The sequence below is a fragment of the Amycolatopsis orientalis genome (genome assembly GCF_000943515.2).
GTDB lineage: Bacteria > Actinomycetota > Actinomycetes > Mycobacteriales > Pseudonocardiaceae > Amycolatopsis > Amycolatopsis orientalis.
In genome coordinates, this window is the sequence record NZ_CP016174.1 from 663,790 (window position 1) to 689,605 (window position 25,816).

27 protein-coding genes, 1 tRNA gene and 1 pseudogene are annotated in these 25,816 nt (G+C 69.0%); 13 read left to right on the top strand and 16 right to left on the bottom strand.

The genetic code is table 11. The features are described 5' to 3' along the window. Positions 1 to 19 precede the first annotated feature (19 nt). The 7 genes from cysS to SD37_RS03260 form a co-directional block, all read right to left on the bottom strand. Positions 20 to 1,411, bottom strand: a complete 1,392-nt coding sequence (gene cysS, locus SD37_RS03230; protein ID WP_044853768.1) for a cysteine--tRNA ligase — start codon at positions 1,409 to 1,411, stop codon at positions 20 to 22. Positions 1,412 to 1,457: 46 nt separating this feature from the next. Beyond that, the gene (locus tag SD37_RS03235; protein ID WP_044854047.1) at positions 1,458 to 2,144 is read right to left on the bottom strand and encodes an HAD family hydrolase; all 687 of its coding nucleotides are present in this window, start codon (positions 2,142 to 2,144) and stop codon (positions 1,458 to 1,460) included. A 117-nt stretch (positions 2,145 to 2,261) separates the two neighbouring features. Beyond that, positions 2,262 to 2,657 (bottom strand): PPOX class F420-dependent oxidoreductase, encoded by a 396-nt coding sequence (locus tag SD37_RS03240; protein WP_044853769.1) that lies wholly within the window; start codon positions 2,655 to 2,657, stop codon positions 2,262 to 2,264. Positions 2,658 to 2,670: 13 nt separating this feature from the next. Continuing rightward, on the bottom strand, positions 2,671 to 3,066 hold the full coding sequence (locus SD37_RS03245; protein ID WP_044853770.1) for a PPOX class F420-dependent oxidoreductase: 396 nt from the start codon (positions 3,064 to 3,066) through the stop codon (positions 2,671 to 2,673). 28 nt (positions 3,067 to 3,094) lie between these two features. Then, positions 3,095 to 3,565: a 2-C-methyl-D-erythritol 2,4-cyclodiphosphate synthase gene (ispF, locus tag SD37_RS03250; protein ID WP_005165257.1), complete on the bottom strand. Its 471-nt coding sequence runs from the start codon at positions 3,563 to 3,565 to the stop codon at positions 3,095 to 3,097. Continuing rightward, positions 3,562 to 4,209, bottom strand: coding sequence for an IspD/TarI family cytidylyltransferase (locus tag SD37_RS03255; RefSeq protein ID WP_236725263.1), 648 nt, complete (start codon positions 4,207 to 4,209; stop codon positions 3,562 to 3,564). The genes ispF and SD37_RS03255 overlap by 4 nt, the downstream gene beginning before the upstream one ends. Before the next feature lie 59 nt (positions 4,210 to 4,268). After that, complete coding sequence (locus SD37_RS03260; RefSeq protein ID WP_005165253.1) at positions 4,269 to 4,760, bottom strand: CarD family transcriptional regulator; 492 nt, start codon at positions 4,758 to 4,760, stop codon at positions 4,269 to 4,271. 297 nt (positions 4,761 to 5,057) lie between these two features. On the opposite strand from SD37_RS03260, the gene SD37_RS03265 reads away from it, so the two are divergent. Then, entirely contained in the window at positions 5,058 to 5,816 is a 759-nt protein-coding gene (locus SD37_RS03265) for a copper chaperone PCu(A)C (protein ID WP_044854049.1), read from the top strand. A 138-nt stretch (positions 5,817 to 5,954) separates the two neighbouring features. Then, entirely contained in the window at positions 5,955 to 7,313 is a 1,359-nt protein-coding gene (gene radA, locus SD37_RS03270) for a DNA repair protein RadA (RefSeq protein ID WP_044853771.1), read from the top strand. On the opposite strand, the gene SD37_RS03275 is transcribed toward radA, so the two are convergent. Beyond that, positions 7,310 to 8,458 carry a CU044_5270 family protein gene (locus SD37_RS03275; protein WP_145926512.1) on the bottom strand — a complete coding sequence of 383 codons (1,149 nt, stop codon included), beginning with the start codon at positions 8,456 to 8,458 and terminating at the stop codon, positions 7,310 to 7,312. The two genes, radA and SD37_RS03275, sit on opposite strands and share 4 nt — an antisense overlap. Continuing rightward, positions 8,445 to 9,086, bottom strand: coding sequence for an RNA polymerase sigma factor (locus SD37_RS03280; RefSeq protein WP_037318227.1), 642 nt, complete (start codon positions 9,084 to 9,086; stop codon positions 8,445 to 8,447). Before SD37_RS03280 ends, SD37_RS03275 begins: the two co-directional genes overlap by 14 nt. Before the next feature lie 164 nt (positions 9,087 to 9,250). On the opposite strand from SD37_RS03280, the gene SD37_RS03285 reads away from it, so the two are divergent. From SD37_RS03285 to SD37_RS03300, 4 genes are all read left to right on the top strand, one after another. Continuing rightward, positions 9,251 to 9,916, top strand: a complete 666-nt coding sequence (locus SD37_RS03285; protein ID WP_044853772.1) for a C39 family peptidase — start codon at positions 9,251 to 9,253, stop codon at positions 9,914 to 9,916. A 115-nt stretch (positions 9,917 to 10,031) separates the two neighbouring features. Beyond that, positions 10,032 to 10,988 carry a glycoside hydrolase family 6 protein gene (locus SD37_RS03290; RefSeq protein ID WP_044854051.1) on the top strand — a complete coding sequence of 319 codons (957 nt, stop codon included), beginning with the start codon at positions 10,032 to 10,034 and terminating at the stop codon, positions 10,986 to 10,988. A gap of 459 nt (positions 10,989 to 11,447) precedes the next feature. Continuing rightward, on the top strand, positions 11,448 to 12,500 hold the full coding sequence (locus SD37_RS03295; RefSeq protein WP_044853773.1) for a sialidase family protein: 1,053 nt from the start codon (positions 11,448 to 11,450) through the stop codon (positions 12,498 to 12,500). After that, entirely contained in the window at positions 12,501 to 12,773 is a 273-nt protein-coding gene (locus SD37_RS03300) for a MoaD/ThiS family protein (protein ID WP_145926513.1), read from the top strand. Between the two features lie 64 nt (positions 12,774 to 12,837). Here SD37_RS03300 and otsB read toward each other — a convergent pair whose 3' ends face one another. From otsB to SD37_RS03315, 3 genes are all read right to left on the bottom strand, one after another. Further along, on the bottom strand, positions 12,838 to 15,366 hold the full coding sequence (otsB, locus tag SD37_RS03305) for a trehalose-phosphatase (RefSeq protein WP_044853774.1): 2,529 nt from the start codon (positions 15,364 to 15,366) through the stop codon (positions 12,838 to 12,840). Positions 15,367 to 15,404: 38 nt separating this feature from the next. Further along, complete coding sequence (locus SD37_RS03310; RefSeq protein ID WP_044853775.1) at positions 15,405 to 16,856, bottom strand: alpha,alpha-trehalose-phosphate synthase (UDP-forming); 1,452 nt, start codon at positions 16,854 to 16,856, stop codon at positions 15,405 to 15,407. 81 nt (positions 16,857 to 16,937) lie between these two features. Beyond that, complete coding sequence (locus tag SD37_RS03315) at positions 16,938 to 18,503, bottom strand: threonine/serine exporter family protein (protein WP_044853776.1); 1,566 nt, start codon at positions 18,501 to 18,503, stop codon at positions 16,938 to 16,940. Between the two features lie 188 nt (positions 18,504 to 18,691). Between SD37_RS03315 and SD37_RS03320 the strand changes: the two genes are divergently transcribed. Both SD37_RS03320 and SD37_RS03325 read left to right on the top strand, forming a co-directional pair. Then, positions 18,692 to 20,242: an alkaline phosphatase D family protein gene (locus SD37_RS03320; RefSeq protein WP_145926879.1), complete on the top strand. Its 1,551-nt coding sequence runs from the start codon at positions 18,692 to 18,694 to the stop codon at positions 20,240 to 20,242. 44 nt (positions 20,243 to 20,286) lie between these two features. Beyond that, positions 20,287 to 20,359, top strand: a tRNA-Thr gene (locus SD37_RS03325). Here the strand turns inward: SD37_RS03325 and SD37_RS41795 are convergent. Further along, entirely contained in the window at positions 20,333 to 20,977 is a 645-nt protein-coding gene (locus tag SD37_RS41795; protein ID WP_167369604.1) for a site-specific integrase, read from the bottom strand. The genes SD37_RS03325 and SD37_RS41795 overlap by 27 nt on opposite strands. A gap of 78 nt (positions 20,978 to 21,055) precedes the next feature. Between SD37_RS41795 and SD37_RS43005 the strand changes: the two genes are divergently transcribed. Continuing rightward, positions 21,056 to 21,277 (top strand): hypothetical protein, encoded by a 222-nt coding sequence (locus tag SD37_RS43005; protein WP_167369605.1) that lies wholly within the window; start codon positions 21,056 to 21,058, stop codon positions 21,275 to 21,277. Between the two features lie 23 nt (positions 21,278 to 21,300). Next, the gene (cutA, locus tag SD37_RS03335; RefSeq protein WP_044853778.1) at positions 21,301 to 21,624 is read left to right on the top strand and encodes a divalent-cation tolerance protein CutA; all 324 of its coding nucleotides are present in this window, start codon (positions 21,301 to 21,303) and stop codon (positions 21,622 to 21,624) included. Here cutA and SD37_RS03340 read toward each other — a convergent pair. Then, positions 21,621 to 22,847 (bottom strand): helix-turn-helix domain-containing protein, encoded by a 1,227-nt coding sequence (locus SD37_RS03340; protein ID WP_145926514.1) that lies wholly within the window; start codon positions 22,845 to 22,847, stop codon positions 21,621 to 21,623. The two genes, cutA and SD37_RS03340, sit on opposite strands and share 4 nt — an antisense overlap. A gap of 355 nt (positions 22,848 to 23,202) precedes the next feature. Between SD37_RS03340 and SD37_RS43010 the strand changes: the two genes are divergently transcribed. The 3 genes and pseudogenes from SD37_RS43010 to SD37_RS41800 form a co-directional block, all read left to right on the top strand. Beyond that, positions 23,203 to 23,367: a hypothetical protein gene (locus SD37_RS43010; RefSeq protein WP_167369606.1), complete on the top strand. Its 165-nt coding sequence runs from the start codon at positions 23,203 to 23,205 to the stop codon at positions 23,365 to 23,367. Further along, the gene (locus SD37_RS03345) at positions 23,354 to 23,599 is read left to right on the top strand and encodes a hypothetical protein (RefSeq protein WP_044853780.1); all 246 of its coding nucleotides are present in this window, start codon (positions 23,354 to 23,356) and stop codon (positions 23,597 to 23,599) included. Before SD37_RS43010 ends, SD37_RS03345 begins: the two co-directional genes overlap by 14 nt. A 66-nt stretch (positions 23,600 to 23,665) precedes the next feature. Continuing rightward, a pseudogene (locus tag SD37_RS41800) lies at positions 23,666 to 23,899 on the top strand (DUF3152 domain-containing protein); the annotation flags it as partial. Between the two features lie 51 nt (positions 23,900 to 23,950). Here the strand turns inward: SD37_RS41800 and SD37_RS03350 are convergent. Both SD37_RS03350 and SD37_RS03355 read right to left on the bottom strand, forming a co-directional pair. Further along, the gene (locus SD37_RS03350; protein WP_044853781.1) at positions 23,951 to 25,201 is read right to left on the bottom strand and encodes a hypothetical protein; all 1,251 of its coding nucleotides are present in this window, start codon (positions 25,199 to 25,201) and stop codon (positions 23,951 to 23,953) included. Beyond that, complete coding sequence (locus SD37_RS03355; RefSeq protein WP_145926515.1) at positions 25,198 to 25,749, bottom strand: RNA polymerase sigma factor; 552 nt, start codon at positions 25,747 to 25,749, stop codon at positions 25,198 to 25,200. The genes SD37_RS03350 and SD37_RS03355 overlap by 4 nt, the downstream gene beginning before the upstream one ends. Positions 25,750 to 25,816 lie beyond the last annotated feature (67 nt).

The window sequence follows — 25,816 nt, forward strand, 5'->3', positions numbered from 1 at the left end:
GCTAGAAACCGAGTAAGTGTCAGACGTCCTTGACGGTCCACTGTGGACCGTTCGGGGTGTCTTCCACCACGATGCCCGCCTGCTGGAGGCGGTCACGCGCGGCGTCCGCACGGGCGAAGTCCTTCTCGGCGCGGGCCTGCTGCCGTTCGGCGAGCAGCCCTTCCACGAGTTCGGACAGTGCCTGCCGGGTGGGCGTCTCATTGCCGCCCGCCTCGGACCAGCGCGCGGAGAGCGGGTCGAGGCCGAGCACGTCGGTCATCGCGCGCACGGAGGCGGCGACTTCGAGTGCCTTGGAATTGTCGGCCGCGTCGAGGGCGGCGTTACCGTCGCGGACCGTGTTGTGCAGCACTGCGAACGCCTGCGGGGTGGCGAGGTCGTCGTCGAGCGCCGCGGCGAACTCCGCCGGGATCTCGCCGAGGTGGACCGCGCCCGCGATGCCCGCCGTGCGCCGGAGGAACTGCTCGATCCGCCGGTAGCCCTGCGCGGCCTCGGTGAGTGCTCCGTCGGAGTACTCGATCGTCGACCGGTAGTGCGGCTGGACCAGGTAGTACCGCAGTTCGGGCGCCCGGTAGTTCTTGAGCATCTCCGGGATCGAGACCGTGTTGCCCAGCGACTTCGACATCTTCTCGCCGGACAGGGTCACCCAGGCGTTGTGCAGCCAGAACCGCGCGAACGGGTCACCGGCCGCGTTGGACTGCGCCCGCTCGTTCTCGTGGTGCGGGAACACCAGGTCGATGCCGCCACCGTGGATGTCGAACTCGGAGCCGAGGTAGGACGTCGCCATCGCCGAGCATTCGAGGTGCCAGCCGGGACGGCCGGAGCCCCACGGCGTCGGCCACGACGGCTCGCCCGGCTTCGCGGCCTTCCACAGGGTGAAGTCGCGCGGGTCGCGCTTGCCTTCGCCGAGGCTCTCGCCCTGAACGACCTCGTCGAGCTTCTGCCCGGAGAGGTCGCCGTAGCCGTCGAACGCCTTGACCGAGAAGTACACGTCGCCGCCGGAGGCGTAGGCGTGCCCGCCGTCGATCAGCCGCTGCATCAGCTCGACCATCTGCGTGACATGCCCAGTCGCCCGAGGGGCGATCGAAGGCGGCAGGCAGCCCAGCGACTCGTAGGCCGACTCGAAGGCGCGCTCGTGCGTGGCCGCCCACTCCCACCAGGGTCGATCCGCGTCCGCGGCCTTGGTGAGGATCTTGTCGTCGATGTCGGTGACGTTGCGGACCATCAGCACGTCGAGTCCACTGTGGACGAGCCATCGGCGGAGAACGTCATAGTTCAGCGCGCCGCGGACGTGGCCGATATGCGGGATGCCCTGCACGGTGGCACCACACACGTACATGGACGCCGTTCCGCTACGGGCGGGATGGAATTCCCGCACGCTCCGGGTCGCCGTGTCATAGAGGTGTAGTGCCACCCTAAAAGGGTACGGGGTCGGCGTGAGCGGTGTCGCAGTGACCGTATTACAGCACGTTATGGGCACGCAGGACGGTGAGCAGGGCGTCCGGCCGCTCGGTCGTCGGCAGCGGCTCTACCAGCGCGAACGCGCAGCCGATCTCGCGTGCGGCACCGTCGGCCTCCTCGCTGTCGCCGACCATGAGCGTCTCCGCCGGGTCGACGCCGAGCCGCTCGACGGCGTGCCGGAAGATCTCCGGCTCCGGCTTCACCGCTCCGACCTCGAAGGACAGGACGAACTCGTCGACGAAGGCGTCCCAGCCGCGGCGGCTGAAGGCCGGCCGGATGTCGAAGGCGATGTTGCTCAGCACGCCGAGCTTCACGCCCTTGCCGGAGACGCCCTTGAGGACGGCCTCGGTGTCCGGGTACGGCGTCCACTGGCTGGGATCGATCAGTCGCGTGTAGAGCGCGACGGCCTGGTCGGCGTGCGGGACACCGGACTGCTTGAGGACCTCGAGGTACACCTTGCGGTGCAGCACCGGGTCGCGGTCGCGGTGGTGCCAGGCGTGCAGATGCTCCTCGTCGAGATCGACGACCTGGCCGACCGGCGCGGTCATCCGGCGCATCAGTTCGGTCTGGGCCTCGACGTCGAGCCGTTCCCCGTCGTGGTCGGTGAGGTCGGCGAGCCAGGTCTCGTCCTGCTCGAGCCGGAAGATCGTGCCGGAGAAGTCGAACAACACAGCGCGAAAGGTCACGAAGCCCACATTAACCACGATCGGGGGACGTTCGCCTCTCCTCGCCGGTGTTATGAACGGGACTTTCATTACAAATTTTGCAATGAAAGTCCCGTTCATAACATGCGCGCCCCAGGGTCAGGCGGCGTTGCCGGTGATCTTGGTGGGCGTGATCCGGACCAGTACGCGGACGACCTCCGCGGGCTCATCGGGGTAGTCCTTGCCGAGGTACTTGTGCGAGAGCTCGTTGATCAGCTCGCGCCCGCCCTCGTCGGTCATCTCCACGGTTCCGCGGATCTCGACGTAGTCGTACGGGTTCTCCTGGTCGAAGACCGTGACGGACACCCGCGGGTCCCTGGCCATGTTCCGCTCCTTGAGACGGCCGCGCACGGTCGCGAAGATCACCGTGTCGCCGTCCCGCTTCGCCCACAGCACGGACGTCTGCGCGGAGCCGTCGGCGTTGATGGTGGCGAGGACGGGAAAGTTGTTGCCGTCGAGGAGTTTCTTGGTCGCGTCGTTGAAGGTCACACCCATGGCGAGAGCCTAATCAACGAACGTTCCCGGCGATCCTGTCGACCCGCAGGCGGACGATCACCCGCTCGACCTCCGGACCTTCCGGCGGCGGATCCTGGCCGAGGTACTTGTGGCTCAACCCCGTCGGGAGCTCCTTGCCGGGGTCCGGGGTGATCGTGACCGTGCCCCGCAGCTGCGTGTGCCGGTACGGGTTCTCCGCGTCGGTGATGGACACGCTCGCGCGCGGATCGCGCCGGAGGTTCCGCACCTTCAGCCGGTCTTCGGTGGCGCTGAAGACCAGATCGCCGTCGTCGAGGCCCACCCAGACGACCGAGGTCTGCGGGCCGCCGTCGGCGTCCAGCGTGGCCACGGTCGCGAAGTTCTTGCCGTCCACCAGTTCGCGGACCGGTTCGGGAAGTGTGACTGCCATGACAGCCCGAACCGCCGCCCGGCGCGGCCTATTCCTGCGAGGGCAGGAGCAACGCCGTCGCGAAAGCCGCGATGCCCTCACCGCGTCCGGTCAGGCCGAGCCCGTCGGTCGTCGTCCCGGAGACGCTCACCGGTCCGCCGACGGCCTCGCTCAGCACCTTCTGCGCCTCTTCGCGGCGCTTCCCGACGCGCGGTGCGTTGCCCACGATCTGGACGGTCGCGTTCCCCACCGTCCAGCCGCCCGCCTCGACCAGCCGTCGCGCCTCGGCGAGGAACTCGACGCCGTGCTTGCCCGCCCACCGCGGATCACCGGTGCCGAACACCGCGCCGAGATCACCCAGCCCGGCCGCGGACAGGAGCGCGTCGCACAGCGCGTGCGCGGCGACGTCGCCGTCGGAATGTCCGGCGCAGCCGTCGACGCCGGGCCAGAGGAGACCGGCGATCCAGCATTCGCGGCCGGCTTCGATGGGGTGGACGTCGACGCCGTTCCCGATCCTCACAGGGTTTCCTCTTTTCCGGCGGAAGCGATCGCTTCGGCCAGTTTCAGTTCGAACGAGTTGGTGACGCGCATCGCATCGGGATGCCCGGCGACGGTGTGCGCCCCGCCGAGAGACGGTTTGTCGACATAAGAGAGAAAAGTCTCACGAGTGAAGCCGAGGGGCGTCTGCGCCGTGCGCAGATATGCCCGGTCTTCGGTGCCCGTGATCACCTTCGCCGCGTCGGTCACCTTCACGGTGTCCGCCATCGGCAGCACGGGAACCACGAAAGGCGATCCCGCACGCACCGCGTCCGCGACGGCACGGACCGTGTCCGCGGGAGTGAATGCCCGCAAAGCGTCGTGTACGAGGAAGACGGGATTTCCGGCGATCTCTTTTTCGACGGTGTCGAAAACATGCCGGAGTGACGGGCCGGGTACTATCCGGCAACGCGCTGGGAAGCCGGGCAAAGCGGCCTCAAACAAATGAGCACACCGCTCGGGGGCCGCTACGACGACCAGATCGAGATCCGGCATAGCGAGCAGCCCCCGCACGGTGTGCGTGAGTAATGCTTCACCATTGACCGGCGCGAGAGCGAGCTCCGCGTCGGAGGCATGGTGATGAACGGCAGTGACGAACACGATCGTGCTCATATGGTCGGTGCTCATATGTGCGCGATCGTAGAGGTATCCCGCGCAGCCTCACCTGGCGTGGGACACCCGCCGGTTCAGACTGCCGCGGTTTCCAGAACTTCGTCGAGGAGGACTTCAGCCTTGTCCTCGTCGGTGCCCTCCGCGAGCGCCAGCTCGCTGACCAGAATTTGCCGCGCCTTCGCCAGCATGCGCTTCTCACCGGCTGAAAGTCCGCGGTCCTTCTCTCGCCGCCAGAGGTCGCGCACCACTTCGGCCACCTTGTTCACATCGCCGGAGGCGAGTTTCTCGAGGTTGGCCTTGTACCGACGAGACCAGTTAGTGGGCTCTTCGGTGTGCGGAGCACGCAGAACGTCGAAAACCTTGTCCAGTCCCTCTTGCCCGACGACATCACGAACGCCGACGATCTCGGCGTTGTCAGCGGGCACGCGAACCGTAAGATCCCCTTGCGCGACTTTGAGGACGAGGTACTTCTTCTCCTCGCCCTTGATCACGCGGGTCTCGATGGCTTCGATGAGTGCGGCACCGTGGTGCGGGTAGACGACGGTCTCTCCGACCTTGAAAACCATGTGTCCTCTGCCCCTTTCGCTGAATTCATCTTAGCACGTGCCGACGAGGCCCACCTAGCGGCCCGCGATCGTCGTCGCAGGTCAGCGGCCTGACGGTGGCCCGCCCGGGGGTTGACAAACCCAATTCGCCCATGCTCATGCAGGTGAGAAGCGAACGGTTTCCAAATCCTTTGTGGACGGTTGATCTTGGGCAAGTCACCGCATTGGTGGGGTGTCAACACGCACCGGGTTCTCCGGCCGGGAAGCCGCCCGGCTAGTCTTCGCGGTGAAGAGGCCGTGAGATGGAAGGACTCCGACGTGAGGCTGCAGAATCGTCGCGTGTTCGGCGCAGGTGTGCTGGCGCTCGGCGCCGCGCTCGTGCTCGCCGGCTGCGGTGCTGGTCAGATCACCCAGACCGACTCGCAGCAGCCCGCGGTCAACGGGACGTACGCACAGGCGAAGGACCTGGTGCTGCGGAACGCCGCGCTCCAGTTCCCGGAGGAAGGCCAGGCGTACCCCGCCGGTTCCGCCGTGCCGCTGACGCTGACCATCGTGAACCAGGGCAAGCAGGACGACGAACTCGTCTCGGTCACCTCCGACGTCGCCACCGGTGACGCCAAGATCTCCGGGGCCAAGGCCATCGTCTCGAGCCACGCGCTCGTGATCGGCCCGTCCGACGCGGTCGAGTCGACGAAGGAGGTCGCTCCGACCAGCGCCTCCTCCGCGCCGCCGTCCTCGGGTGCCCCGTCCTCGGGCGCGCCGTCTTCTTCGGGTGCCCCGTCTTCTTCGGGTGCTCCGTCGAGCAGCCAGTCCGGCGCCCCGTCGTCGAGCGCCGCCGGGACGGTCACGCCGACCGTGGGCCCGGAGCCGTCCAACGCGCCGGACCAGGTGGGCAAGGCCACGGTCGTGCTGCAGGGGCTGAAGCAGCCGGTGTGGGCTGGCCAGACGATCAAGGTCACCTTCGTCTTCAAGAACTCCGGTTCGATCACGCTGGACCTGCCGATCGCGGCGCCGTCGCACCCGGGCAGCCGGGCGCCGGCGCCGGAGAAGCCCAAGGCCGAGGGCGGCGGGCACTAGTCCTCCAAAGCTGAGCCGAAAGGGCCCTTCACCGCATCAGACGCGGTGAAGGGCCCTTTCGCTGCGTCAGATGCGGTGAAGGGCCCCTTCAGCCCGTCGGTGCCGGGGTTTGTCGGTGGTGCCCGCTAGCCTCGCGGAGTGGTCAAGAAGGGCAGCACCTACCGCTGCGGTGAATGCGGGTACGAAGCGGCGAAGTGGGTCGGACGCTGCCCCGAATGTCAGGCATGGGGCACCATCGAGGAGCGCGGTGACGCCCGCCCCGCGATAGCCAGGGTCGCCGCCGGCGCACCCAGCGCCCCGGCGCGCCCGATCGGCGAGGTCGACGTCGAGACGGCCCGCGCCAAGCCCACCGGCGTCTCCGAACTGGACAGGGTGCTCGGCGGCGGGTTCGTGCCGGGCGCGGTCATCCTGCTCGCGGGCGAGCCCGGGGTCGGCAAGTCGACATTGCTGCTGGAGGTCGCCTACCAGTGGGCGGCCACCGCTGGCCGCGCGCTGTATGTCACCGGCGAGGAGTCGGCTGGCCAGGTGCGGTTGCGCGCCGAGCGCACCGGCAACGTCCACGACGAGATGTTCCTCGCGGCCGAGAGTGATCTCTCCGCGATCCTCGGCCACGTCGACGCCGTCAAACCGGGTGTGCTGATCGTCGACTCGGTCCAGACCATGGCCTCGCCTCAGGTGGAGGGCGCGCCGGGCGGGGTCACCCAGGTCCGCGCGGTCACCTCCGGGCTGGTCGCGCTGGCCAAGGAGCGCGGGCTGCCGATCGTGCTGGTCGGTCACGTGACGAAGGACGGTTCGGTCGCCGGGCCGCGGGTACTGGAGCACCTGGTCGACGTCGTCCTGCAGTTCGAGGGCGACAAGCATTCGACGCTGCGGATGCTGCGCGGGATCAAGAACCGCTTCGGCGCCGCCGACGAGATCGGCTGCTTCGAGCTGGTCGAAGAGGGCATCGTGGGCGTGCCCGACCCGTCGGGACTGTTCCTGAGCCACACCGCCGAGCCGGTCGCGGGCACCGCGGTCACGGTGACCATGGAGGGCAAGCGGCCGCTGCTGGGGGAGGTGCAGGCGCTGGTGTCGGCGACCCAGTCACCGCAGCCCCGGCGCGCGGTGAGCGGCCTTGATTCGGCGCGAGTCGCGATGGTGCTGGCCGTGGTCGAGAAGCGGGCGAACATCAAGGTCGGCGACAAGGACGTCTACGTGGCGACGGTCGGCGGCATGAAGATCACCGAGCCGGGGATCGACCTGGCGGTGGTGCTCGCGCTGATCTCGTCGGCGCGGGACACCCCGCTCTCACCCAAGCTCGTCGCGATGGGTGAGGTCGGGCTGTCCGGTGAGGTCCGGCGGGTACCGAGCGTCGGGCGGCGGCTCGCGGAGGCCGCCCGGCTCGGCTTCACCTACGCGCTGGTGCCGCCGGACTCCGGCAAGATCCCGCCGGGGATCCGGGTACTCGAAGTGGCGGACGTCGGCAGCGCGCTCAACGCCGCCAAGCACGCCCGCTAGGGCCCGCCCGGCGGGCCGCCCGCGTCGGTGATCACCACCGAGATCGCCGTGTCGAACAAGGTCAGTCCCGGCCAGTCCTTGTCGGTGCGGGCCCGGACGGCACGGTTGCGGACGACGGCCGCCGTCGCCACGTCGACGATGAAGGTGCGGGTCTGGTCCGCCGACGCGACCGAGAAGGACAACGCGGGCCGTCCGTCGGTGACCGTGCTCTCCGTGGTGATGCCCGGCATGCGCGCGAGGGCTTTGCACAGCGCCACCCGCTGGGCGCCGAAGCCCTGGGAGGAGCGGAGGACGGTGAAGGCCATCCGGAACATCTCGTGTGCCGCGTCCAGCCGCTCCGGCGTCCGGTCGTCCCGCCAGGTGCTGTCCCGGAGGAGCCGCTCGGCCATCTTCGCCGGGTCGGTGGGCAGGTCCGCGAGGAATTCCACGGTGGGGTTCGTCCACCCGCTTTCGGGTCGCAGCTGCGCCTTGGACGGGATGGGCGGCGGCGGCCCGGTCGTTGTCGTCGTCGGGGGCGCCTGTGAGGTCGTGGTCGGCGCCGGGATCTCGTCCACACCGATCGAAGTCGACGGGCCGGGCAGCGCCTCTCCCAGCCCCTGCGCCGACTGGTAGTCGCCCTTGATCCAGCGGATCTCGCCGGTCGTGGTGACCCGTTTCTTGGCGAGGTTCAAGGTATGCGGCGAAAGCCAGCGCTCAGTGATCTCGTGGGTCTGGTACACCAGCCCGGATTTGGTGACGTGTGTTGTCCAGGTGGACTCCGTGACGAGCCGGTACTGGTTCACGCGAAGGGGGAAGTCGTCGCCGCGGAGGGCGTCGAGGACGTCATCGCCCGGGGCGGTGATCGAGTGGGCCGCGGGGTCCGGGCCGTCGCCGCCGGTGAAGGCGTTCGCCGCCACGATCCCCCCGCCGGACACCAGTGCCGCCGCGGCCGCGGCCGCGATCCATCGCCACGAGCCCGGCCGTTTTTTTGCCGGGGGCACCGCCACCGGGACGAGTTCGTCCTCGACCTCGCCAGCGGCACGCAGGAGTGCGGCCCTGGCGCGGGACAGTTCGTCCTGCCGGACTTCGGGTTCGGCGTGGAGATCGGCCAGCGCCTCGTCGAGCTCGGCCTCGGACCACACCTTCCTGACGCTACCGTCGTCCACTTTCGCGCACCTCTTCTCCACTTGCCTTGTCCTCTGTGGACTCCGACTTCAGCTCCGGCGCGTTGGCACGCAACCATCTTCGTATCCGGTGCAGCCGGGACCGGACCGTTCCAGGCGGAATTCCCAGCGCCTCGGCGACTTCGCCCGGCTCCAGTCCCGCCCAGGAGACCAGCAGCAGGGTGTCACGGTCGGCCACGCTCAGTTCGGCGAGCGCGCCCGCCAGCTGGGCCGCGCGGAGCTGCGCGTCGACCCGCTCGGCGACGCGGCCGTCGTGCCCGGCCGAGACCACCTGATCGGCGGCCGCGAGCCGCGCCGTCGCGTTGAGCGCGCGGGTCTCGGTGCGGACGTGGTGCCGGAGCAGGTTCGTCGCGATGCCGTAGAGCCACGCCCGCGCCGTCCCGGCCTCCGGGCGGTACGTCTCCCGCCGCCGGAGCGCCACCAGGAACGTCTCGGCGACGAGGTCGTGCGCGGTATCGGTGCCGACGCGGCGCGCGAGGTAACGCTGCAGCGGGGCCGCGTGGGCGTCGAAGAGCATGCCGAAGACCGGCGCGGGGTCGGGACCGCCGAGATCCGGCCGGTCCGGCCCCCGGGAGCCGGGCTGGCCGAGATCTTTGTTCATCACCTGCACGATCCCTCTTGCCCGATGTCCCCTCGAGCGTTCATCCGACCCTACTTTCGTCGTGGGCCGATCGGTGAAAGCCCAGGTGGAGGTCAAGACAAAAGCCGCGAAGAACGCGAATATCGATCTATTCGATATTCACCAACGAGTATCGGAACTGGGGAAGGATTACCATGCGTCGACTCAGGACCGCGGTCGTCACCGCGCTTGCGGCGTCCGCTCTGCTCACCGCCCCGGCGGTGGCCGTCGCTCAAGACGGATACGTCGTACCCGCGCCCGACTTCGTGAAAGCGATGCCCGCGCCCGCCAAGGTCGAAGGTGTCAGGGCGGCCGCGGAGCTCAACATCCAGTACCAGATCCAGCAGACCGGCTACTGGTGTGGCCCGGCCGCCACCCGGATCGCCATCTCCGCCAAGAACGGCAATCCGCCGAGCCAGCAGCAGCTTGCGAACGAGCTGCCGACCACCACCAACGGCACCGACTGGATCGGCCAGGTCACCCGCGTCCTCAACAACCACGTCGCGGGCGGCTGGTACGAGACCAAGGAGATGCCGAACGACCCGCCGACCCAGGCGCAGCGTGACCTCCTGTGGCGCGACATCGTGCTGGACATCAACAACGGCTACGCGATCGTCGCGAACATCGTCGCCCCGGCGAACAACCACCCGCCGGGCTACCCGAACTACACGATCTACCACTACTTCACGGTCATCGGCTACAACGCCGACAACATGACCGTGAAGATCGCCGACCCGGCCAACTTCGGCGGTAACCAGATCTACTGGCTCACCTTCAACCAGCTCGCCACCCTGATCCCACCGAAGGGCTACTCGGCCTGATCCCGGACGCATTCAGTCCTCTGGTCGCGTAACTTGCACGCGGAATGCCGCAACCAGAGGACTGAATGGGTGGGGTTGTACGAATCTTGTACGGGACGGCTGGATCCTGATGGGTATGCGCATCAAGACGCTCGGTCTGCTGGCCGCCTCGCTGCTGGCCCTCATCGCCGCGCCGGCCCAGGCCGCCGACGGCAACCCCCTTGAGAAGACCAACGGCTTCTACACCGACCCGAACTCCAATCCCGCGGTCTGGGTGAAGAACCACCCGGGCGGCACCGCCGACCAGATCAGGGCCGCCATCGCCACCAAGGCGGGCGCACGCTGGTTCGGCAACTGGAGCGGGGACATCAAGTCCGCCGTCGACGGCTACACCTACGCCGCCGACGTGGTCGACAAGCTGCCGATCCTGGTCGCCTACAACATCCCCGGCCGGGACTGCGGTGGGCACTCCGGCGGCGGCGCCGGCAGCCCGGACGCGTACCGGAGCTGGATCTCGAACTTCGCCGCCGGCATCGGCGGCAAGCCCGCGGTCGTCGTCATCGAGCCGGACGCCCTCGCGCAGCTGGACTGCCTGCCGACCGGTGAGCGCCAGACCCGCCTCGACCTGCTCAGGTTCGCCGCGGAGCAGTTCGCCTCGAAGGCCCCGAACACCTGGGCGTACATGGACGGCGGCAACTCGACCTGGATCCCCGCCGCCACCATGGCCGACCGGCTCAACGCCGCCGGCGTGAAGTCGATCCGCGGCCTCGCGATCAACGTGTCGAACTACAAGACCACCACCGACTCGGCGAACTACGGCAAGGCCGTCAGCGCGGCGCTGTCGAGCAAGTACGGCTACACCAAGCCGTTCGTGATCGACACCAGCCGCAACGGCAACGGCCCGCTGGGCTCCGAGTGGTGCAATCCGGCCGGGCGCAAGCTCGGGGTGACCTCGCAGACCGGCGGCGGCGCCGAGATGCTGCTCTGGGTCAAGGTCCCCGGCGACTCCGACGGCAAATGCGGCATCGCGCCGAACGTCGAAGCCGGAACGTTCAGCCCCGACCTGGCCCTGCGCCTGATCAACGGGTCCTGACACCCCGCAAGCCCGTCGCGCCGGCTGCTCGTCTGTGACTTTCGTTCTCCCGAGAAGGCGAAGGTCGCGACCCCTTGGACAGCAGCCGGCGCGACGCCTCCATTTTCTGGTCCGTGAAGGCCTCCTTGCCTACCTTCAGGGTAGGGAAGGAGGCCTTCACGGACTTCCAACACGCTCGCCCTGGTAGGCGCTGTGGCCTACGGTCGGACGGGTAGTACGTGAAGGCATCCTTGGCTGCGCTGGACGCCAGGGTCCCGGCAAAGGCGGCATCGTGCAGGTCGGGCACCTCTTCGTCATGGCGCAGGCCGACGATGAAGGAATTGGGACGTTGAGTGTCCCAATTCCTTCATCAACGCCGGGGTTCGCGCCCGCAGGCGCCAGCGAAGGGGCCTTCACGCGCTCCCGGTAGTACGGTGCTGAGTGACCTGAGTCACAGCATCGACCGAGGAGGACGCCGTCGTGGAGTTCCAGCTGGGGATCGGGACCAGGAAGGGCTTGTTCCTCGCCCGCAGCGAGGACCGCCAGAACTGGGAACTGTCCACTCCGAAGTTCCCGATGGAGGCCGTCCGGGCGCTCGCCCTGACGCCGTCCCGGGTCTACGCCGCGGCGGTCAACGAGCATTTCGGCCCCTCGATCGCGACGTCCGGCGACTTCGGGGAGACCTGGTCGGAGCCCGACCACGCCCCGGTGGCCTTCCCCGCCGACACCGGCACCGCGCTCGAAGGCATCTGGCAGATCGTGGTCTCCGGTGACGTCGTCTACGCGGGTGTCGAACCCTCCGCGCTGTTCCGCTCCGAGGACGGCGGCGAGACCTTCGAACTCGTGCGCGGGCTGTGGGAGCACGAGCACCGTCCACACTGGACTCCGGGTGGCGGCGGCCAGATGATCCACACGATCCTGCCGCATCCCACCGATCCGGGGCGGATCACGGTCGCCATGTCGACCGGCGGGGTCTACCGCACCGAGGACGGCGGCAAGAGCTGGACGGCGTCGAATCGAGGTATCAGCGCGGGTTTCCTGCCGGACGAGGAGCCGGAATTCGGCCAGTGCGTGCACAAGGTCGCCATGCACCCGTCCCGCCCCGAGCGGTTCTTCCTGCAGAACCACGGCGGTGTCTACCGCAGTGACGACGACGCGAGGACGTGGACGTCGATCGCGGACGGCCTGCCGAACGACTTCGGGTTCGCCATGGTCGTCCATCCCGCCGAACCGGACACCGTCTACAACTTCCCTTTGGTGGCCGACGTTCTCCGCTTCCCGCCGGACGGCCGCTGCCGCGTCTACCGCAGCGAGGACGCGGGCGAGACCTGGACCGGGCTCGGAAACGGCTTGCCGGACAAGGGTTTCTACGCGGGTGTGCTCCGGGACGGGATGTGCGTCGATCAGGAGGCGGGGATCTACTTCGGCACGCGGTCCGGTGAAGTGTGGGCGAGTCCGGACGAGGGCGACACCTGGCATCAGGTGGCCGCGCATCTGCCGGACGTGCTGTGCGTGCGGGCCCAGGTGGTCTAGGTGGTCCGGGTCCTGCTGCCCGCGATGCTGCGGCCGCTCGCGGGCGGCGAGGGGACTTTCCAGGTCGACGCCCCGACGCTCGACGCCGTCCTGGATTCCCTCGGCGCCGAGTTCCCCGCGCTGGAACGCCGTCTGCGGAACGAGACCGGCGCGCTGCGGCGGTACGTGAACTTCTATGTGGACGGTGAGGAATGCCGCCGTCTCGACGGCGCCAAGACCTCGCTCGCCGGGGCGAGGGAGGTGCAGATCATCCCGTCCGTCGCCGGTGGCTGAGTGTCATAAGGGGTCCCCATAGGACGAAAATCGTCCTATGGGGACCCCTTATGACACGTGAGGGTTACCGGGAAAGCAGGTTCGCGCAGCGGATCAGCCCGATGTGCGAGTACGCCTGCGGGTGGTTGCCCAGCGAGCGTTCCGCGATCGGGTCGAACTGCTCCGGCAGCAGGCCGGTCGGCCCGGCGGCGTCGACGATCTGCGTGAACAGTTCCTCGGCCTCCGTGCGCCGCCCGGTGAGCAGGTACGCCTCGATGAGCCAAGCCGCGCAGATGTGGAAGCCGCCCTCGCCGCCGGGAAGGCCGTCGTCGCGGCGGTAGCGGTACACAGTGGACCCACTGCGCAGTTCCGCCTCGATCGCGGTGACCGTCGACTGGAACCGCGGGTCGGCCGGATCGATCAGCCCGGTCAGCCCGACGAACAGCGACGCGGCGTCGAGGTCGGTGCCGTCGTAGGCGGTGGTGAAGGCCTGGACCTCTTCGTTCCAGCCCTTCTCCAGCACGTCCGCGGCGATCTCGTCACGCAGCGACGGCCACGCGCCCGGCACCTCGCGGCCGTAGACCTCGCCCAGTTTGACCGCCCTGTCGATGGTCACCCAGCACATCACCCGCGAGTACACCCGGTGGCGCGGCACGTGCCGCTCCTCCCAGATGCCGTGGTCCGGCTCGTTCCAGCGCCGCGTGACGGCCTCGGCCATCGCGCGCACCATCTGCCAGTCCTCGTCGCGCAGTTCGCCGCGCGCCTCGGCCAGCGTCTGCACGAGTTCGACGACCGGGCCGAAAACGTCCAGCTGCACCTGGTGGTTCGCCAGGTTGCCGACGCGGACGGGCCGCGAACCGGCGTACCCGGGCAGCGACTCGATGACCGCCTCGGCGCCGATCACGCTGCCCGCCAAGGTGTACAGCGGGTGCAGCCGTTCCGGACCGGCCAAAGTGGACAGCACACCGTGCAGCCAGCGGAGGTAGCCTTCGGCCTCCTCGAGCGAGCCGAGGTGGACCAGTTCGCGCACGGTCATGGCCGCGTCGCGGATCCAGCAGTAGCGGTAGTCCCAGTTGCGGACGCCGCCGATCTCCTCCGGCAGCGACGACGTCGCCGCCGCGAGCACGCCGCCGGTGTCGGTGTTGACCAGGCCACGCAGGGTGAGCGCGGAGCGGCCGACGAGGTCGGTCTGCACGCTGGGCAGCTTGAGCGTCCGCGCCCAAGTGCTCCAGTAGTCGCCCGCCCGGGTCCGGCGCTCCACTTCGGACAGTTCGTGCGGTCCGAGATCCGTGGTGCCGCACCGCAGTTCGAGCACCACCGGCTTCTCCGGGGAGGGCGTCACCAGCGCTGTCGCGGTGTCGTTCATCCCGTCGGAGGTGATCTCCCACTCCACACCCGGCGAACGCAGCGCGAACGGCTCCGAGGTGCCCTGCACCAGGATCCCGTCACCCTGGGCGACCAGCTTCACCGGCACCCCGCCGAATTCGGGCCGCGGCGCGAACACGATCTCCGCCGCCGCCTCGCCCGAGATCACCCGGACGAGATCCGTGCGGTGCGCGGGGCTCTCCGGCTCGAGGTAGTCGGTGACGAGCAGCCGCGACCAGCGGGTCTCCACCGTCATGGTGTTCGGCAGGTAGCGCTGCCCGAGCGGCAGGCCGTTGCGGTGCGGTTTGATCGAGAAGTGGCCGGCGCCGGGGCCGCCGAGCAGGTCGGCGAAGATCGCGGGCGCGTCGGGACCGGGGTGGCACAGCCAGGTCAGCCGGGCGTCCGGCGTGACCAGCGCGACCGAACGTTCGTTGGCCAGCATGGAAAGCCGCTCGATCGGCGGGGCCTGCTCGCCGTAGAGCCAGTTCCGGCGTTCTTCGAGCAGGAAAGCGAGCACGAGCGCGACGTCGACGGTGTCCGGAACCCGGTACTGCGCGAGGCTTTCGCCTTCGCCGACCTTCACGCCGAGGTCCGGGCCGGAGATCCGGGCGAACGCCTTCTCGTCGGTGACGTCGTCGCCGAGGAAGATCGCCGCGGTCGCGCCGACCTGGTGGCGCAGGGTGTCCAGCGCGCGGCCCTTGTCCGTCTGGACGACCGCGAGCTCGACGACCTCCTTGCCGTCCGTCGTGGAGACGCCCTCCCACTGCGAAGGTCCATTGTGGACATCGCGCAGGACGCGGCGGCCCGCCTCGTGCTCGGCGCGGCGGACGTGCACCGCGATGCTGGCGGGTTTGACCTCGAGCGAGACGCCCGGTACGTCGAGTACCAGGTTCTCCAGCTCGGCCTCAAGCCGTCTGTGCAGCTCGCGGGCCTTGTCGTCGAGGGCGTGGATGAAACCGATGTCGAACTCGGATCCGTGGCTGCCGACCAGGTTCACCTCGGCCGGGAGACGGGACAGGGTGGCGAGATCACGCAGCGCGCGGCCGGAGATGACGGCGGTGGTCGTCTCGTGCAGGCCGGCCAGCGACCTGAGCGCGCCTACCGATTCGGGCAGCGGCCGGGCTTCGTCCGGATTGGCCGTGATCGGAGCCAGCGTGCCGTCGTAGTCGCAGGCGACCAGCAGCCGCGGAGTGCGCGCGACCTGGACGATCGCGCGCCGCAGCTCGGCGGGCAGTGCCTCGGCGGTCAACGATTTCTCCTCGGGAACTATGCGGGGATGGGAGTGCTTCAGTCGGCCGGTTCGGCACCGAGCGCCTGGAGGAACGAGCGCGCCCAGCGGTCGACGTCATGCGTGAGGACCTGACGGCGCATGGCGCGCATGCGGCGGCGGCCCTCTGCGGGGTCGAGCGTAATGGCAGTCTCCAAGGCGTTCTTCACCCCGTCCAGGTCATGCGGGTTGACCAGGAGAGCACTGGTCAGCTCCGCCGCCGCGCCGGCGAACTCGGACAGCACGAGCGCGCCGCCGAGGTCGTGGCGGCAGGCGACGTACTCCTTGCAGACGAGGTTCATCCCGTCACGCAGGGGAGTGACCACCATGACGTCGGCCGCCGAGAAGAAGGCGGCCAGCTCCGTGCGATCGACGGACTGATGCAGATAATGCACGACCGGGTGACCCACGCGGGCGAATTCGCCGTTGATCCTGCCGACCATCTGCTCGATGTCGCCGCGCATCCGCTGGTAGTGCTCCACCCGCTCGCGGCTCGGCGTGGCCAGCTGGACGAACGTGACGTCCTCCGGGCGCACCCGGCCTTCGTGCAGCAGCTCGTGCAGCGCCTGCAGCCGCAGGTCGATGCCCTTCGTGTAGTCGAGCCTGTCGACGCCGAGCAGGACCTTCTTCGGGTTGCCGAGATCACGCCGCAGCTGGGCGGCGCGTTCGGCGACGCCCTTGGTCTTGGCGAGTTTGTCCAGGCCGATGGCGTCGATGGAGATCGGGAACGCGCCGACCCGCACCGTGCGGTCGCCGACCTGCATCAGGCCGGGGCGGGTGCGGATACCGACCGCGCCCCGGCTGGATTCGAGCCCGGCCAGCTGGCGGGCCAGCCAGAGGAAGTTCTGTGCGCCACCCGGCCGGTGGAAACCGACGAGGTCGGCACCGACCAGGCCGCGGACGATCTCGGTCCGCCACGGCATCTGCATGAACAACTCGACCGGGGGAAACGGGATGTGCAGGAAGAACCCGATCCGGAGATCCGGCCGCAGTTCGCGGAGCATCGCCGGGACCAGCTGCAGCTGGTAGTCCTGGATCCACACGGTCGCGCCCTCGGCGGCGACCCGCGCACTCGCCTCGGCGAAGCGCCGGTTCACCCGGACGTAGGACTCCCACCAGCTCCGGTCGAACACCGGCCTGGCCACCACATCGTGGTACAGCGGCCAGAGCGTGGCGTTCGAGAAGCCCTCGTAGTAGTCGCGGACGTCGTCCGACGTCAGGGAGACCGGGTGCAGCACCAAGCCGTCGTCGTCGAACTCCTCGACCTCGACGTCGGGCACACCCGGCCAGCCGACCCAGGCGCCCTTGCGGGAGCGCAGGAAGGGTTCGAGCGCCGACACCAGTCCGCCAGGGCTCGCCGTCCAGCGCCTGCTCCCGTCGGCGGTCCGTTCGAGGTCCACCGGGAGCCGGTTCGCCACCACGACGAAGTCCGCGGAATTCGTTCTGCCCGTCTCAGCAATCACTTCGTCCACCAGCCGCTCCCTCGAATCGCGGGTCGCTGCCCTAAGCGGAAACCCTATCGCGCGCCGAGGCGACGGCCGGTCGTCGCGCGATCACTCCAAGCGTCGTTCGGCGGGTTCCATCGGACCCGCCATCCGCGGCCCGGCGAGCTTCCGTTCGAGCCTGCCCAGCCCCGTGCGCACCGGTTGCGCCAGGTATTCACCGAGTACCACGCCCGCTGCCAGGGCAAGCCCTATTGCGACCGCGGTCATCAACGTGGAGATGTCCCCGCCGGGCTCGACGCCCAATTGGTATAGACCACGATAGGTGGACAGGCCGGGAAGCAGCGGAGTGATGCCGGACACAGCCACCACGAGCGGCGTGACCTTGAGCCGCCTGGCGAGCACGCCACCGCAGAAGCCCACCAGGGTGGCGGCGATGGCAGACGAGCTGACGGCCTGGAAGTCGGTGAGCATCAGCGCGCCGTACACCGCGCCGCCGATCGCCCCGGCCGCCGACGCGACGAGCATCGCGCGCAGCGTCGAGTACGACGCGAGCGCGAAGCAGCCGGCCGCGCCGATGCTGCCGATGACGATGAGCGGGAGTTGTTGCGGCGTCGAGGAGAGGACCTCCGGCAGCGGCGTCCGCGGCAGGCCGAGCAGCAGCGCGATCTTCAGCGCCAGCACCACCCCGGCGATCAGCCCGGCACTCATCAGCGCGGTTTCCATCGTGCGCCCGGCCGCCGTCACGCTGTAGCCGGTGATGGCGTCCTGCACGGCGGAGACGGTGGAGAGCCCGGACAGCAGCACGGTGACGGCCGCGGCGACGACCAGTGTCGGTTTGTCCGTGGTGAGCAGGTCGCTGCTGACTATCGCCATCGCGGACAGGGTCGCGACCAGGCCGCCGACCACCTGCTGGAAGAAGAACGGCAGCGCGAAGCGATTGAGGAACCGGCCGAGCCGGTCGATGACCGCGCTGATCACCATCGCGACCAGCGCGACGTCGAGGCTGCCGCCGAGGATCAGGGTGATGAACCCGGCGAGCCCGCCCCAGGCGGCCGTGGCCACCCAGCGGGGGTACGGATGCGGCGCGGTCGTGATCCGCTGGAGTTCCTGCTGCGCCTCTTCGGCGCCGATGTTCCCGCGGACGATCTTGCGGACCAGGATCTCCGTCTGGGTGAGCCGCGTGTAGTCGAGACTGCGCGAACGGACCACGCGCAGCGCCGTCACCGGCGCCATGTCGGTGCCGCGGTGACAGGTCACCGTGATCGACGTGAAGATCACGTCGACCTCGCAGTGCGGGAGGCCGAGCGCGGAGGTCAGCGCGATGATCGTCGCCGTGACGTCGGAGGCGCCGGCGCCGCTCGACATCTGGACCTCGCCGATGCGCAGGGCGAGGTCCAGTACGAAGTTGACCGTCGTGTCGTCGGGCGGCTTCGGGCCCATCGTCTCGGCGCCGTCGACGACGGGCTGTTCCGCCGTCGGGGCTTCGAGGATCTGCCAGGCGCGGCGGCGCAGCAGGTTCGGCCGGTGCGAGCGCGCCTGGTGGTTCGATCGCTCACCGTCACGCTGGCGCGGCGCTTCCAGCAGCCATTCGCCACGTTCGGGTGTTTCGTCCTGGTTCCTGTCGAGTCCGCGTTTGCCGCGCCGGGCCCCCTTGGTGTGCTCGTTGATCTTCATGATCGATCCACCTCCTCACTCTGGTCCGTAGGTCTCTTCAAAGGACTTTCCCGAGGACCATCGGGGCCGGTGGCCCGACCGTTGCAGGTAACCCGAAGTGGCGTCCGCCACGTCCGATGAAGATCGTCGCGGCTTCGTCGGTTTGCGGCACACTGCCTGCCATGGGGCCTTCCTTGACCAGGCGTTCGATGCTTCGCGCAGCCGGTGTCACCGCAGCCGGAACGGCGGCGACATTCACCCTTTCGGGTGCATCTACCGGGGCGGAGGCCCCGGTTTTCGCCCACGGTGTCGCTTCGGGTGACCCGATGCCCGATTCGGTGCTTCTCTGGACCCGGGTCACTCCCTCGGCGGACGCCACCCCGGGGTCCGGCGTGGGACCGCCGGTGGACGTCCGGTGGGAGGTGGCCGGGGACGCCGGGTTCACCGACGTCGTCGCTCGTGGTCATGCCCGGACCGGCCCGGAACGTGACCACACGGTGAAGGTGACGGCCGGCGGGCTGTGCGCGTCGACCGTGTACTTCTACCGGTTCACCGCGCGGGGCCGGACCTCGCCGATCGGGCGGACGCGCACCGCGCCCGCGCACGACGAGGACGTCGCGCGGCTGCGGTTCGGTGTGGTCTCGTGCGCGAACTGGGCTGTCGGTCACTTCGCCCCCTACGGCTACCTGGCCGGCCGTGACGATCTTGACGCCTTCATCCACCTGGGTGACTACCTCTACGAGGGCGCTCCCAATCCCGTGGGTGATCTCCGGCCCTCGCTGCCACCCCACGAGTTGACCACCCTTTCGGATTACCGGCAGCGCCACGCGATGTACAAGACGGACGATCATCTCCGGCGGCTGCACGCCCGCCATCCGATGATCGCCACCTGGGACGACCACGAGGCGGCGGACAACGCCTGGTCCGGCGGGTCGCCGTCGCACGATCCGGCGACCGAGGGCGACTGGCTCGACCGGATGCGGGCGGCGCACCAGGCGTACTTCGAATGGATGCCGGTGCGGCATCGCGGCGACCGGCTGTTCCGGCGGCTGAAGTTCGGGAAACTGGCCGACCTGACCATGCTGGACCTGCGGACCTACCGGACCCGGCAGCCCGAGCCCGGCTCCGCCGAGGACCCGGAGGGCACGATCCTCGGCGCCGACCAGCGGCAGTGGTTCCTCGAAGGCCTCGCGCACGGCACGGCGTCGTGGAACCTGATCGGGAACTCCGTGATGGTCACGCCGCTCAAGATCCCCGCGCTGCCCACCCGCGAGAAACTCGCGCTCGGCCACTTGCTCGACGGCCAGCCGACCACGGTCAACACCGACCAGTGGGACGGCTACACCGCCGACCGCCGCCGGGTGCTGGCCGCCGTCGCGGCGCAGAGACGGGGCAACACGGTGTTCCTGACCGGCGACGTCCACTCTTCGTGGGCGAACGACGTGCCGCGGGACGGGACGAGTGTCGCGGTGGAGTTCGTCTGCCCGTCGGTCACCTCGGACAACATCGACGAGCAGCTCGGCGTCCCACCGCGGACCGGCTCGCTCCAGGTCGAGGCCGCCATCCGCGCGCTGAACCCGCACGTTCGCTTCGTGGAACTCGACTCGCACGGCCCCGGCGTCCTCGAAGTGACCCCGGACGCCGTCCGGATGAACTGGTACTACGTCGCCGACCGCCGAGACCCGGCGACCGCCGTGACGTTCGCGCACGGCTTCCGGACGGTGGCCGGGGAGCCCTGGGTGCGGCCTGCGAACGGCTGAGCGGGCGCCGATATACTGGGCTTGCCCGGGCTGCCCTGGGCACGGCCGCTATAGCTCAGCTGGTAGAGCATCTGTCTTGTAAACAGAAGGTCAGGGGTTCGAGCCCCCTTGGCGGCTCACTTCAATTCCCATCGAAAACACCCATCTACCTGGTGTTTTCCGTCGGGGTACCAGTGCCACCGTGGCCTCGGCGGCTGAGCGTGCCAGCTCGGGAAGAACGCTCGTGTACGTGTCCCGCGTGACGACCCACGACGAGTGTCCGAGCGTTTCCTGGACCACCTTCAGGTCGATACCCGCTGCGAGCATGAGCGTGGCCGCGACGTGTCGGAGATCGTGCAGCCGGATCGGCGGAAGGCCCGCGGCTCGGCCGTGCCGTTCGAACTCGTCGCCGATCCACGACGGCCGAAGGGCCGAACCGTCCGGGCGGGTCCAGACCCGCCCGGAGTCCACCCATGCCGGGCCGAGGCGCAGCCGCTCCCGACGCTGCCGTGCGCGGTGTTCGCGCAGGAGCCGCATCCCCTCATCGTCGAGCGGCACGCGGCGGGTCGACACTTCCGACTTCGGGTCGCCCTCCTCCACCTCGTACTCGACTTCGGTCAGCTGCGTGTTGATCTCGATCTCGGCCGCCTTGTCGTACACCTCCGTCCACCCGAGGCCGGCGGTTTCACCGCGGCGTGTGCCGCGGTAGATCATCACGTGCCACATCGACGCCTGCTCGGGTGCTTCGACGGCCACGTAATCGAGGAAGGCGCCGGCTTCCCGAAGCCGAAGGACATCACGATATCGGCGCCGTGCCACGCCATCGTGACCATCGTGAACCACGAGTGGATGCACATCCGGCAGGAACTCCGCTTCCCGGGCCGAGCGATGCGCGCCTACGTCGAGTCGTACGAAATCGTCGCCGACTGCGGCTCGCTGCTGCTCGGGTCGCCGATCACTCCATATCTGGAGCGCCGGAAGAAGGCGACTGGTCGAGAGGGCTGCCCGTCGGACGAACTCGACGCGGCGCGGTATGCGCTCGGCCGGCGTCGCTGATCACCGGTCCTACCCTGGTCGTCATGACCGTTCATCTTGTGGTGACCACAGCAACCCCTGATCGGAAGTCCGGTGAGCAGCTGGCGGGCTCCGCCGTCGCTGCACGTCTTGCCGGTACCGCGCAGGTCGTCGGGCCGATTACGTCGTTCTTCCGGCACCTCGGCGAGTCTGGTCAGGGAGAAGAGTTCAACGTGACGTTCAAGACCACAGACGCGCGGTACGCCGAGCTGGAAGCGCACATCATCGCGAATCACCCGTGGAACAAGCCCGAGGTAACGGCCGTCGAGCTGGTCCGTGGCTCGGCGGACTACCTGGCATGGGCCGAGGAGTCCACACGACGCGACTAGACGTTCAGTCGCGCTAGGAGATCGGCAACAGCGGGTGTCGAACGGTGGCGGGCAAGACGGCGCGCCACCGTTTCGATCCGGCGTGCCGGGCGGACCGATGTGACACCGGCTGCCAGGTCCGCCGCGTGCCCCAGCGTCACTGCGGCCTGCTCGACTTCGCAGGCGTGGAGGTAGGACGTGGCCAGCCAGGTCAGGTACAGCGACTTGTCGCGGGCGTGCGTGTCGTCGAACTCGCCGAGGACGCGTTCGAGCACCGGGACGGCGCGCAGCGGCAGCCGGAGTTCGGTCCAGCAGCGGCCGGCCATGATGTCGATTTCGGCGGCGTCGATCCAGAACACCCAGTCGGGTTCCGGCCGGTTGGACGGCGCGTTCAGCGCCTCGCGCGCGAGGTTCAGCGCGCGGTCAGCCTCGGCCGCCTCACCGGCGGTCGCGTGCGCCCATGCCTTCCTCTCTAGCAGCAACGCCGAGACCTTCGGCGTCGCCACCCGGCGGGCGACTTCGTACGAGTCCGCGGCGAGTGCGGTCCCGCTCTGCTGCGTCGCGGTTTGCTGGTATGCCGCGTAGGCGAGCGCGTTTCCTGCGAGGTCAAATGCCTGCGCGTCCTCGGCGTTCTGGCGGCTGTCTTCGTACAATTGTTCCGCGAGTTTGTGTTGTCCGTGGTCGAATGCGGCCCATCCGGCTTGCTGCTGTTGCTCGGCAAGCAGCGCGAGCAGTTCCCGCTCGATGTCCTCCGTGTGGCTGGATTCGTGGAGCAGCTGCTGTGTGTAGTCGGCTTCGGCGGCGTATACGGGGAAGGTCTCAGCTCCGCCCATGATGTTGTCCAGGCGGCGAAGTCGGTCTGTTCGGCGGCGCAGTTCCGCGAGATCTGACCGGCCGATTCGGCGAGCGGTCGGCTGATCGGTGCGGCCGAGCGGAAGTGCCAATGCGGCCATTGCCCCGATGAACTCGCGCCGTTGCACTCCGCCCGTCCTTTCCTTCCGCCGTTTCGCCCGCGCAATCGAGACGGCGCCGCTGATCCTCTTCTCTTCTACTCCGAAACTGGCTGCGATGTGCTGCTGCCAGAACGGCGTAGGCAGCCGCTTCTCGGCCTCCCAACGGGAAATCTCGTTTCTGGTGATCGCCTGCCCCGAAAGCTCGGATAGAACCGCGGCCTGATCGGTTTGTGACCGACCTGTACCTGCTCGCAGGGTTCGGAGCAGTTCGCCGACGATGTTCTGCTCCACAGGTACCCCTTACGTCACATGGCCCCGAGTGGCCATTTTCCGCCCGGCCCCGGATTCTGGCCACCTCTCCCGGAATGGCCCCCTTTCAGGGCTCCTCTCATCAGGCATTGTCGCTCTTAACGTCAACATCGTGACTATCTGGACTGATCAGGCCCCTGGCCGGGGCCATAGCAGCGGATCCTCGGACCGGGGGTACGACCAGTTCGGCAGGCGACGGTCATGCGCGATCGTTCCGTCGCCTCGGCGTGGCTCGTTGTCGAGGGCGGCCGGGTACGAGTGGCGCGGGTTTCTTCTCAGCGCCGAGGCGCACCTGTACCGACGTGCACAACTTGCGTCGGACGGGGAGTGGCCGCCGATGTTGCTGCCTTGGTGTGAAGAGAACCGGCCGGAGCCTCGGTGCCATGAGCGCGGCAGCATCGGCCGGGATCGCATCGCGGCGCCGTCGGCCGAGACGCGATGCCCGCTGTGTCGTGACCTGCTGACCGCGGCGAACGCGGAGGCGCGCGGTGGACAGGCGTGACCGCGATCTTCTCGCCGGTCTGGCGCGGGTCAACGCCGATATCGGCAAGGTCACGCTGGACCTCCTGACTTTGCAGCCCTCGGACGAGCACTACGCCGCCGGACTCCGGAAGCTCGGCCACGACCTCGTGCAGATCGGTGTCGCGCTCGCTCGGCGCGCTCACGAGCTGGACGGCCAGGACGAACCCTCGGAACCGTTCGGCATCGAAGCGCCAGCGGATCCGCCGCCATAGGCCGCTCGGCGCCGCGCACCTCTTACCTCGCGCGGTGTCGGGCTGCCTGGTCAGCGTGTTGGCCCCCTGCCGGGGTATCACCAGTACGCGATCAATCACGAGGCCGGGCACGCACTCGGATACGGGCATGTCGGCTGTCCTGCGGACGGAGCGGCGGCACCGGTGATGATGCAGCAGACGTTCGGCCTGTCCAACAACTACGTCGCGGAACTCAACCGCGCGGAGCCGGGTGCGGCGGCCAAGGTCCGGGCGGACGGCGCGGTCTGCCGCCCCAACCCCTGGGTCACCGCCGGACGCTGAGCCCTCGCGCCGTCACGTGCTCCGGTTCGAGACAGATCCGCCCGTTCCCGGCTACAGAGCCCCTGCGAACACCACGGTGCCCTTGGCATCACGCGCTTGAACGTGGACCCCTCGCGGGAACGGATCGTTCACCTCTTTCGGAACGAAGACCACGAAGGTCCCGTCGACCACATCGGACGTCGAGGTCAGTCCGGCGCCGAAGTCACAGGTCACCGTCACCGCCGTCGACGGCAGCCGCGTCCCGGCGAACGGCGTCCGGGCGTTGGCCCGGTCACCGCCGTCCTCCACACCGCCCAGGGGCTGCATCGGGATCGTCCGGGGCTGCTCCGGCGGGAGCTCGAATTGGTCTTGGTAGACACGCATCTTCATCCGGCCTGGACGCCGCGGGTCCGGAAGGGTCGTGCACGCCAGACTCCGGTCGCCTAAACGCCCGAGAACGACCTGATAGCCGTCCTTGTCGAGCAGCACGCCCGGCCTGTAGCCCGCCACGTCGGAGACGGCGTCCGCCGCGCCGGACAGACAGGCGCCCAGCGCACGTCCCGCGGGCGAGGTCCGGTCGGCCGGGGCGATCGGGCGATCGACGGCCGAAAGCAGCGGCGCCGGAGCCGGCGGCAGGCTCGCGGTCGTCGCTCCGGCGGGCTCGTAGACGGACAGTCGCGTCTTCGCGGGGTCGGTCCAGGTGAAGGAAACGAACTGATGGGTCAGAGGTGAAGCTTCCACGGCGTCCCCGCCGCCGGAATCCTCGGCCTGGAATGAGAGACCCGCACCCGGCAAGGCCGGATCGAGCACCCCGCCGATCAGCCCGGTCGCGCTCTGCAGGAGCAGTCCGGTGCGGGTTCCCGGCACATACGTGGGGACGGCGTTCGGGTCGGACAAGGTCACGGTGGTCAGCGTCGTCTCGCAGAACATCGGCTTGCCCGCCGACGTCGCGGCGACGACCGAAACGTCCAGCATGACGTCCGTGAAGTGGGGAACCCATTCCTCGCGCGGGGCCACTCGGTCCGTCTTGCCCGCGGCCCGCACCGCGGCCCAACAGCGGTCGAGCGATGACGTCGCCAGCCCGACGTCCAGGTTGCGCCCGCCGGCGGCCGGATCGGGGCCGGGGTCCGCGCCCTGCTGACGAAGTGACTGCGTCGCGGCGGCGACACCGGACGCGACGAGAACGACCGCCGCCGCGGCGGCGTACCAGACCCGTGCCGTCCGCCGCGGCTTCGCGATTCCCTCGCGGACGGCCGATCGCATCCGGGCGCGGACGTCGTCCGGCATCGCACGGCGAGGCGGGTACTCGGGTTCGCCGCTCATTTCTCCTCCAGCAACGTACGCAGCCGGGCTCGTCCCCGGGAAAGATGGGCGCGGACGGTGACCTCGGCGATGCCGAGCAACTCCGCGGCGTCAGCGATGCTCACCTCGGCGGCCAGGCAGAGTTCGACGACTTCGCGCTGCGATTTCGGCAGCGACCGGACGGCCTCGGCGACTCGCCCCAGCCGGCGCTGGCCGTCGATCTTCTCGGCCACCGAATCGGCGTGGTCGGATACGGCGGGCTGGGCGGGGATCTTCCCGAGCAGCCGCAGCCGGCGACGAGCACCGCGGTGCTCGTCGCGGGCGACATTGGCCGCGACCGTGTAGAGCCACGGCAGGGCGCTGTCCCGCACCAGGGTCACCTCGGCCCGCCGCCGCCAGGCGATGAGGAACGTCGTGGACGCCAGGTCCTCGGCGCTGCTCCACGAACCGGTCAGGCGATACGTGTAGTTCCACAGAGCCTCGGCGTGCCGCTCGAACAGTTCACTGAACGCCCCCTCGTCGCCGCCGGCCGCGCGGGCCCACAGTTCCCGGTCACCGGTCTGTTCCACCGGTACCCCCACCCTGATCGCAAGACTGCTCACACCCTGGTTGTGGCCGGCACCGGCCGAACGTTGC

Excerpts from the sequence above, each read along its gene's own strand:
- SD37_RS03240 (WP_044853769.1), bottom strand. The coding sequence starts at position 2,657 with ATGGGTGTGACCTTCAACGACGCGACCAAGAAACTCCTCGACGGCAAC.
- SD37_RS03245 (WP_044853770.1), bottom strand. The coding sequence starts at position 3,066 with ATGGCAGTCACACTTCCCGAACCGGTCCGCGAACTGGTGGACGGCAAG.
- SD37_RS03255 (WP_236725263.1), bottom strand. The coding sequence starts at position 4,209 with ATGAGCACCGACCATATGAGCACGATCGTGTTCGTCACTGCCGTTCAT.
- SD37_RS03260 (WP_005165253.1), bottom strand. The coding sequence starts at position 4,760 with ATGGTTTTCAAGGTCGGAGAGACCGTCGTCTACCCGCACCACGGTGCC.
- SD37_RS03285 (WP_044853772.1), top strand. The coding sequence starts at position 9,251 with ATGCGTCGACTCAGGACCGCGGTCGTCACCGCGCTTGCGGCGTCCGCT.
- SD37_RS03290 (WP_044854051.1), top strand. The coding sequence starts at position 10,032 with ATGCGCATCAAGACGCTCGGTCTGCTGGCCGCCTCGCTGCTGGCCCTC.
- SD37_RS03315 (WP_044853776.1), bottom strand. The coding sequence starts at position 18,503 with ATGAAGATCAACGAGCACACCAAGGGGGCCCGGCGCGGCAAACGCGGA.
- SD37_RS03320 (WP_145926879.1), top strand. The coding sequence starts at position 18,692 with ATGCTTCGCGCAGCCGGTGTCACCGCAGCCGGAACGGCGGCGACATTC.
- cutA (WP_044853778.1), top strand. The coding sequence starts at position 21,301 with ATGACCGTTCATCTTGTGGTGACCACAGCAACCCCTGATCGGAAGTCC.
- SD37_RS43010 (WP_167369606.1), top strand. The coding sequence starts at position 23,203 with ATGTTGCTGCCTTGGTGTGAAGAGAACCGGCCGGAGCCTCGGTGCCAT.
- SD37_RS03350 (WP_044853781.1), bottom strand. The coding sequence starts at position 25,201 with ATGAGCGGCGAACCCGAGTACCCGCCTCGCCGTGCGATGCCGGACGAC.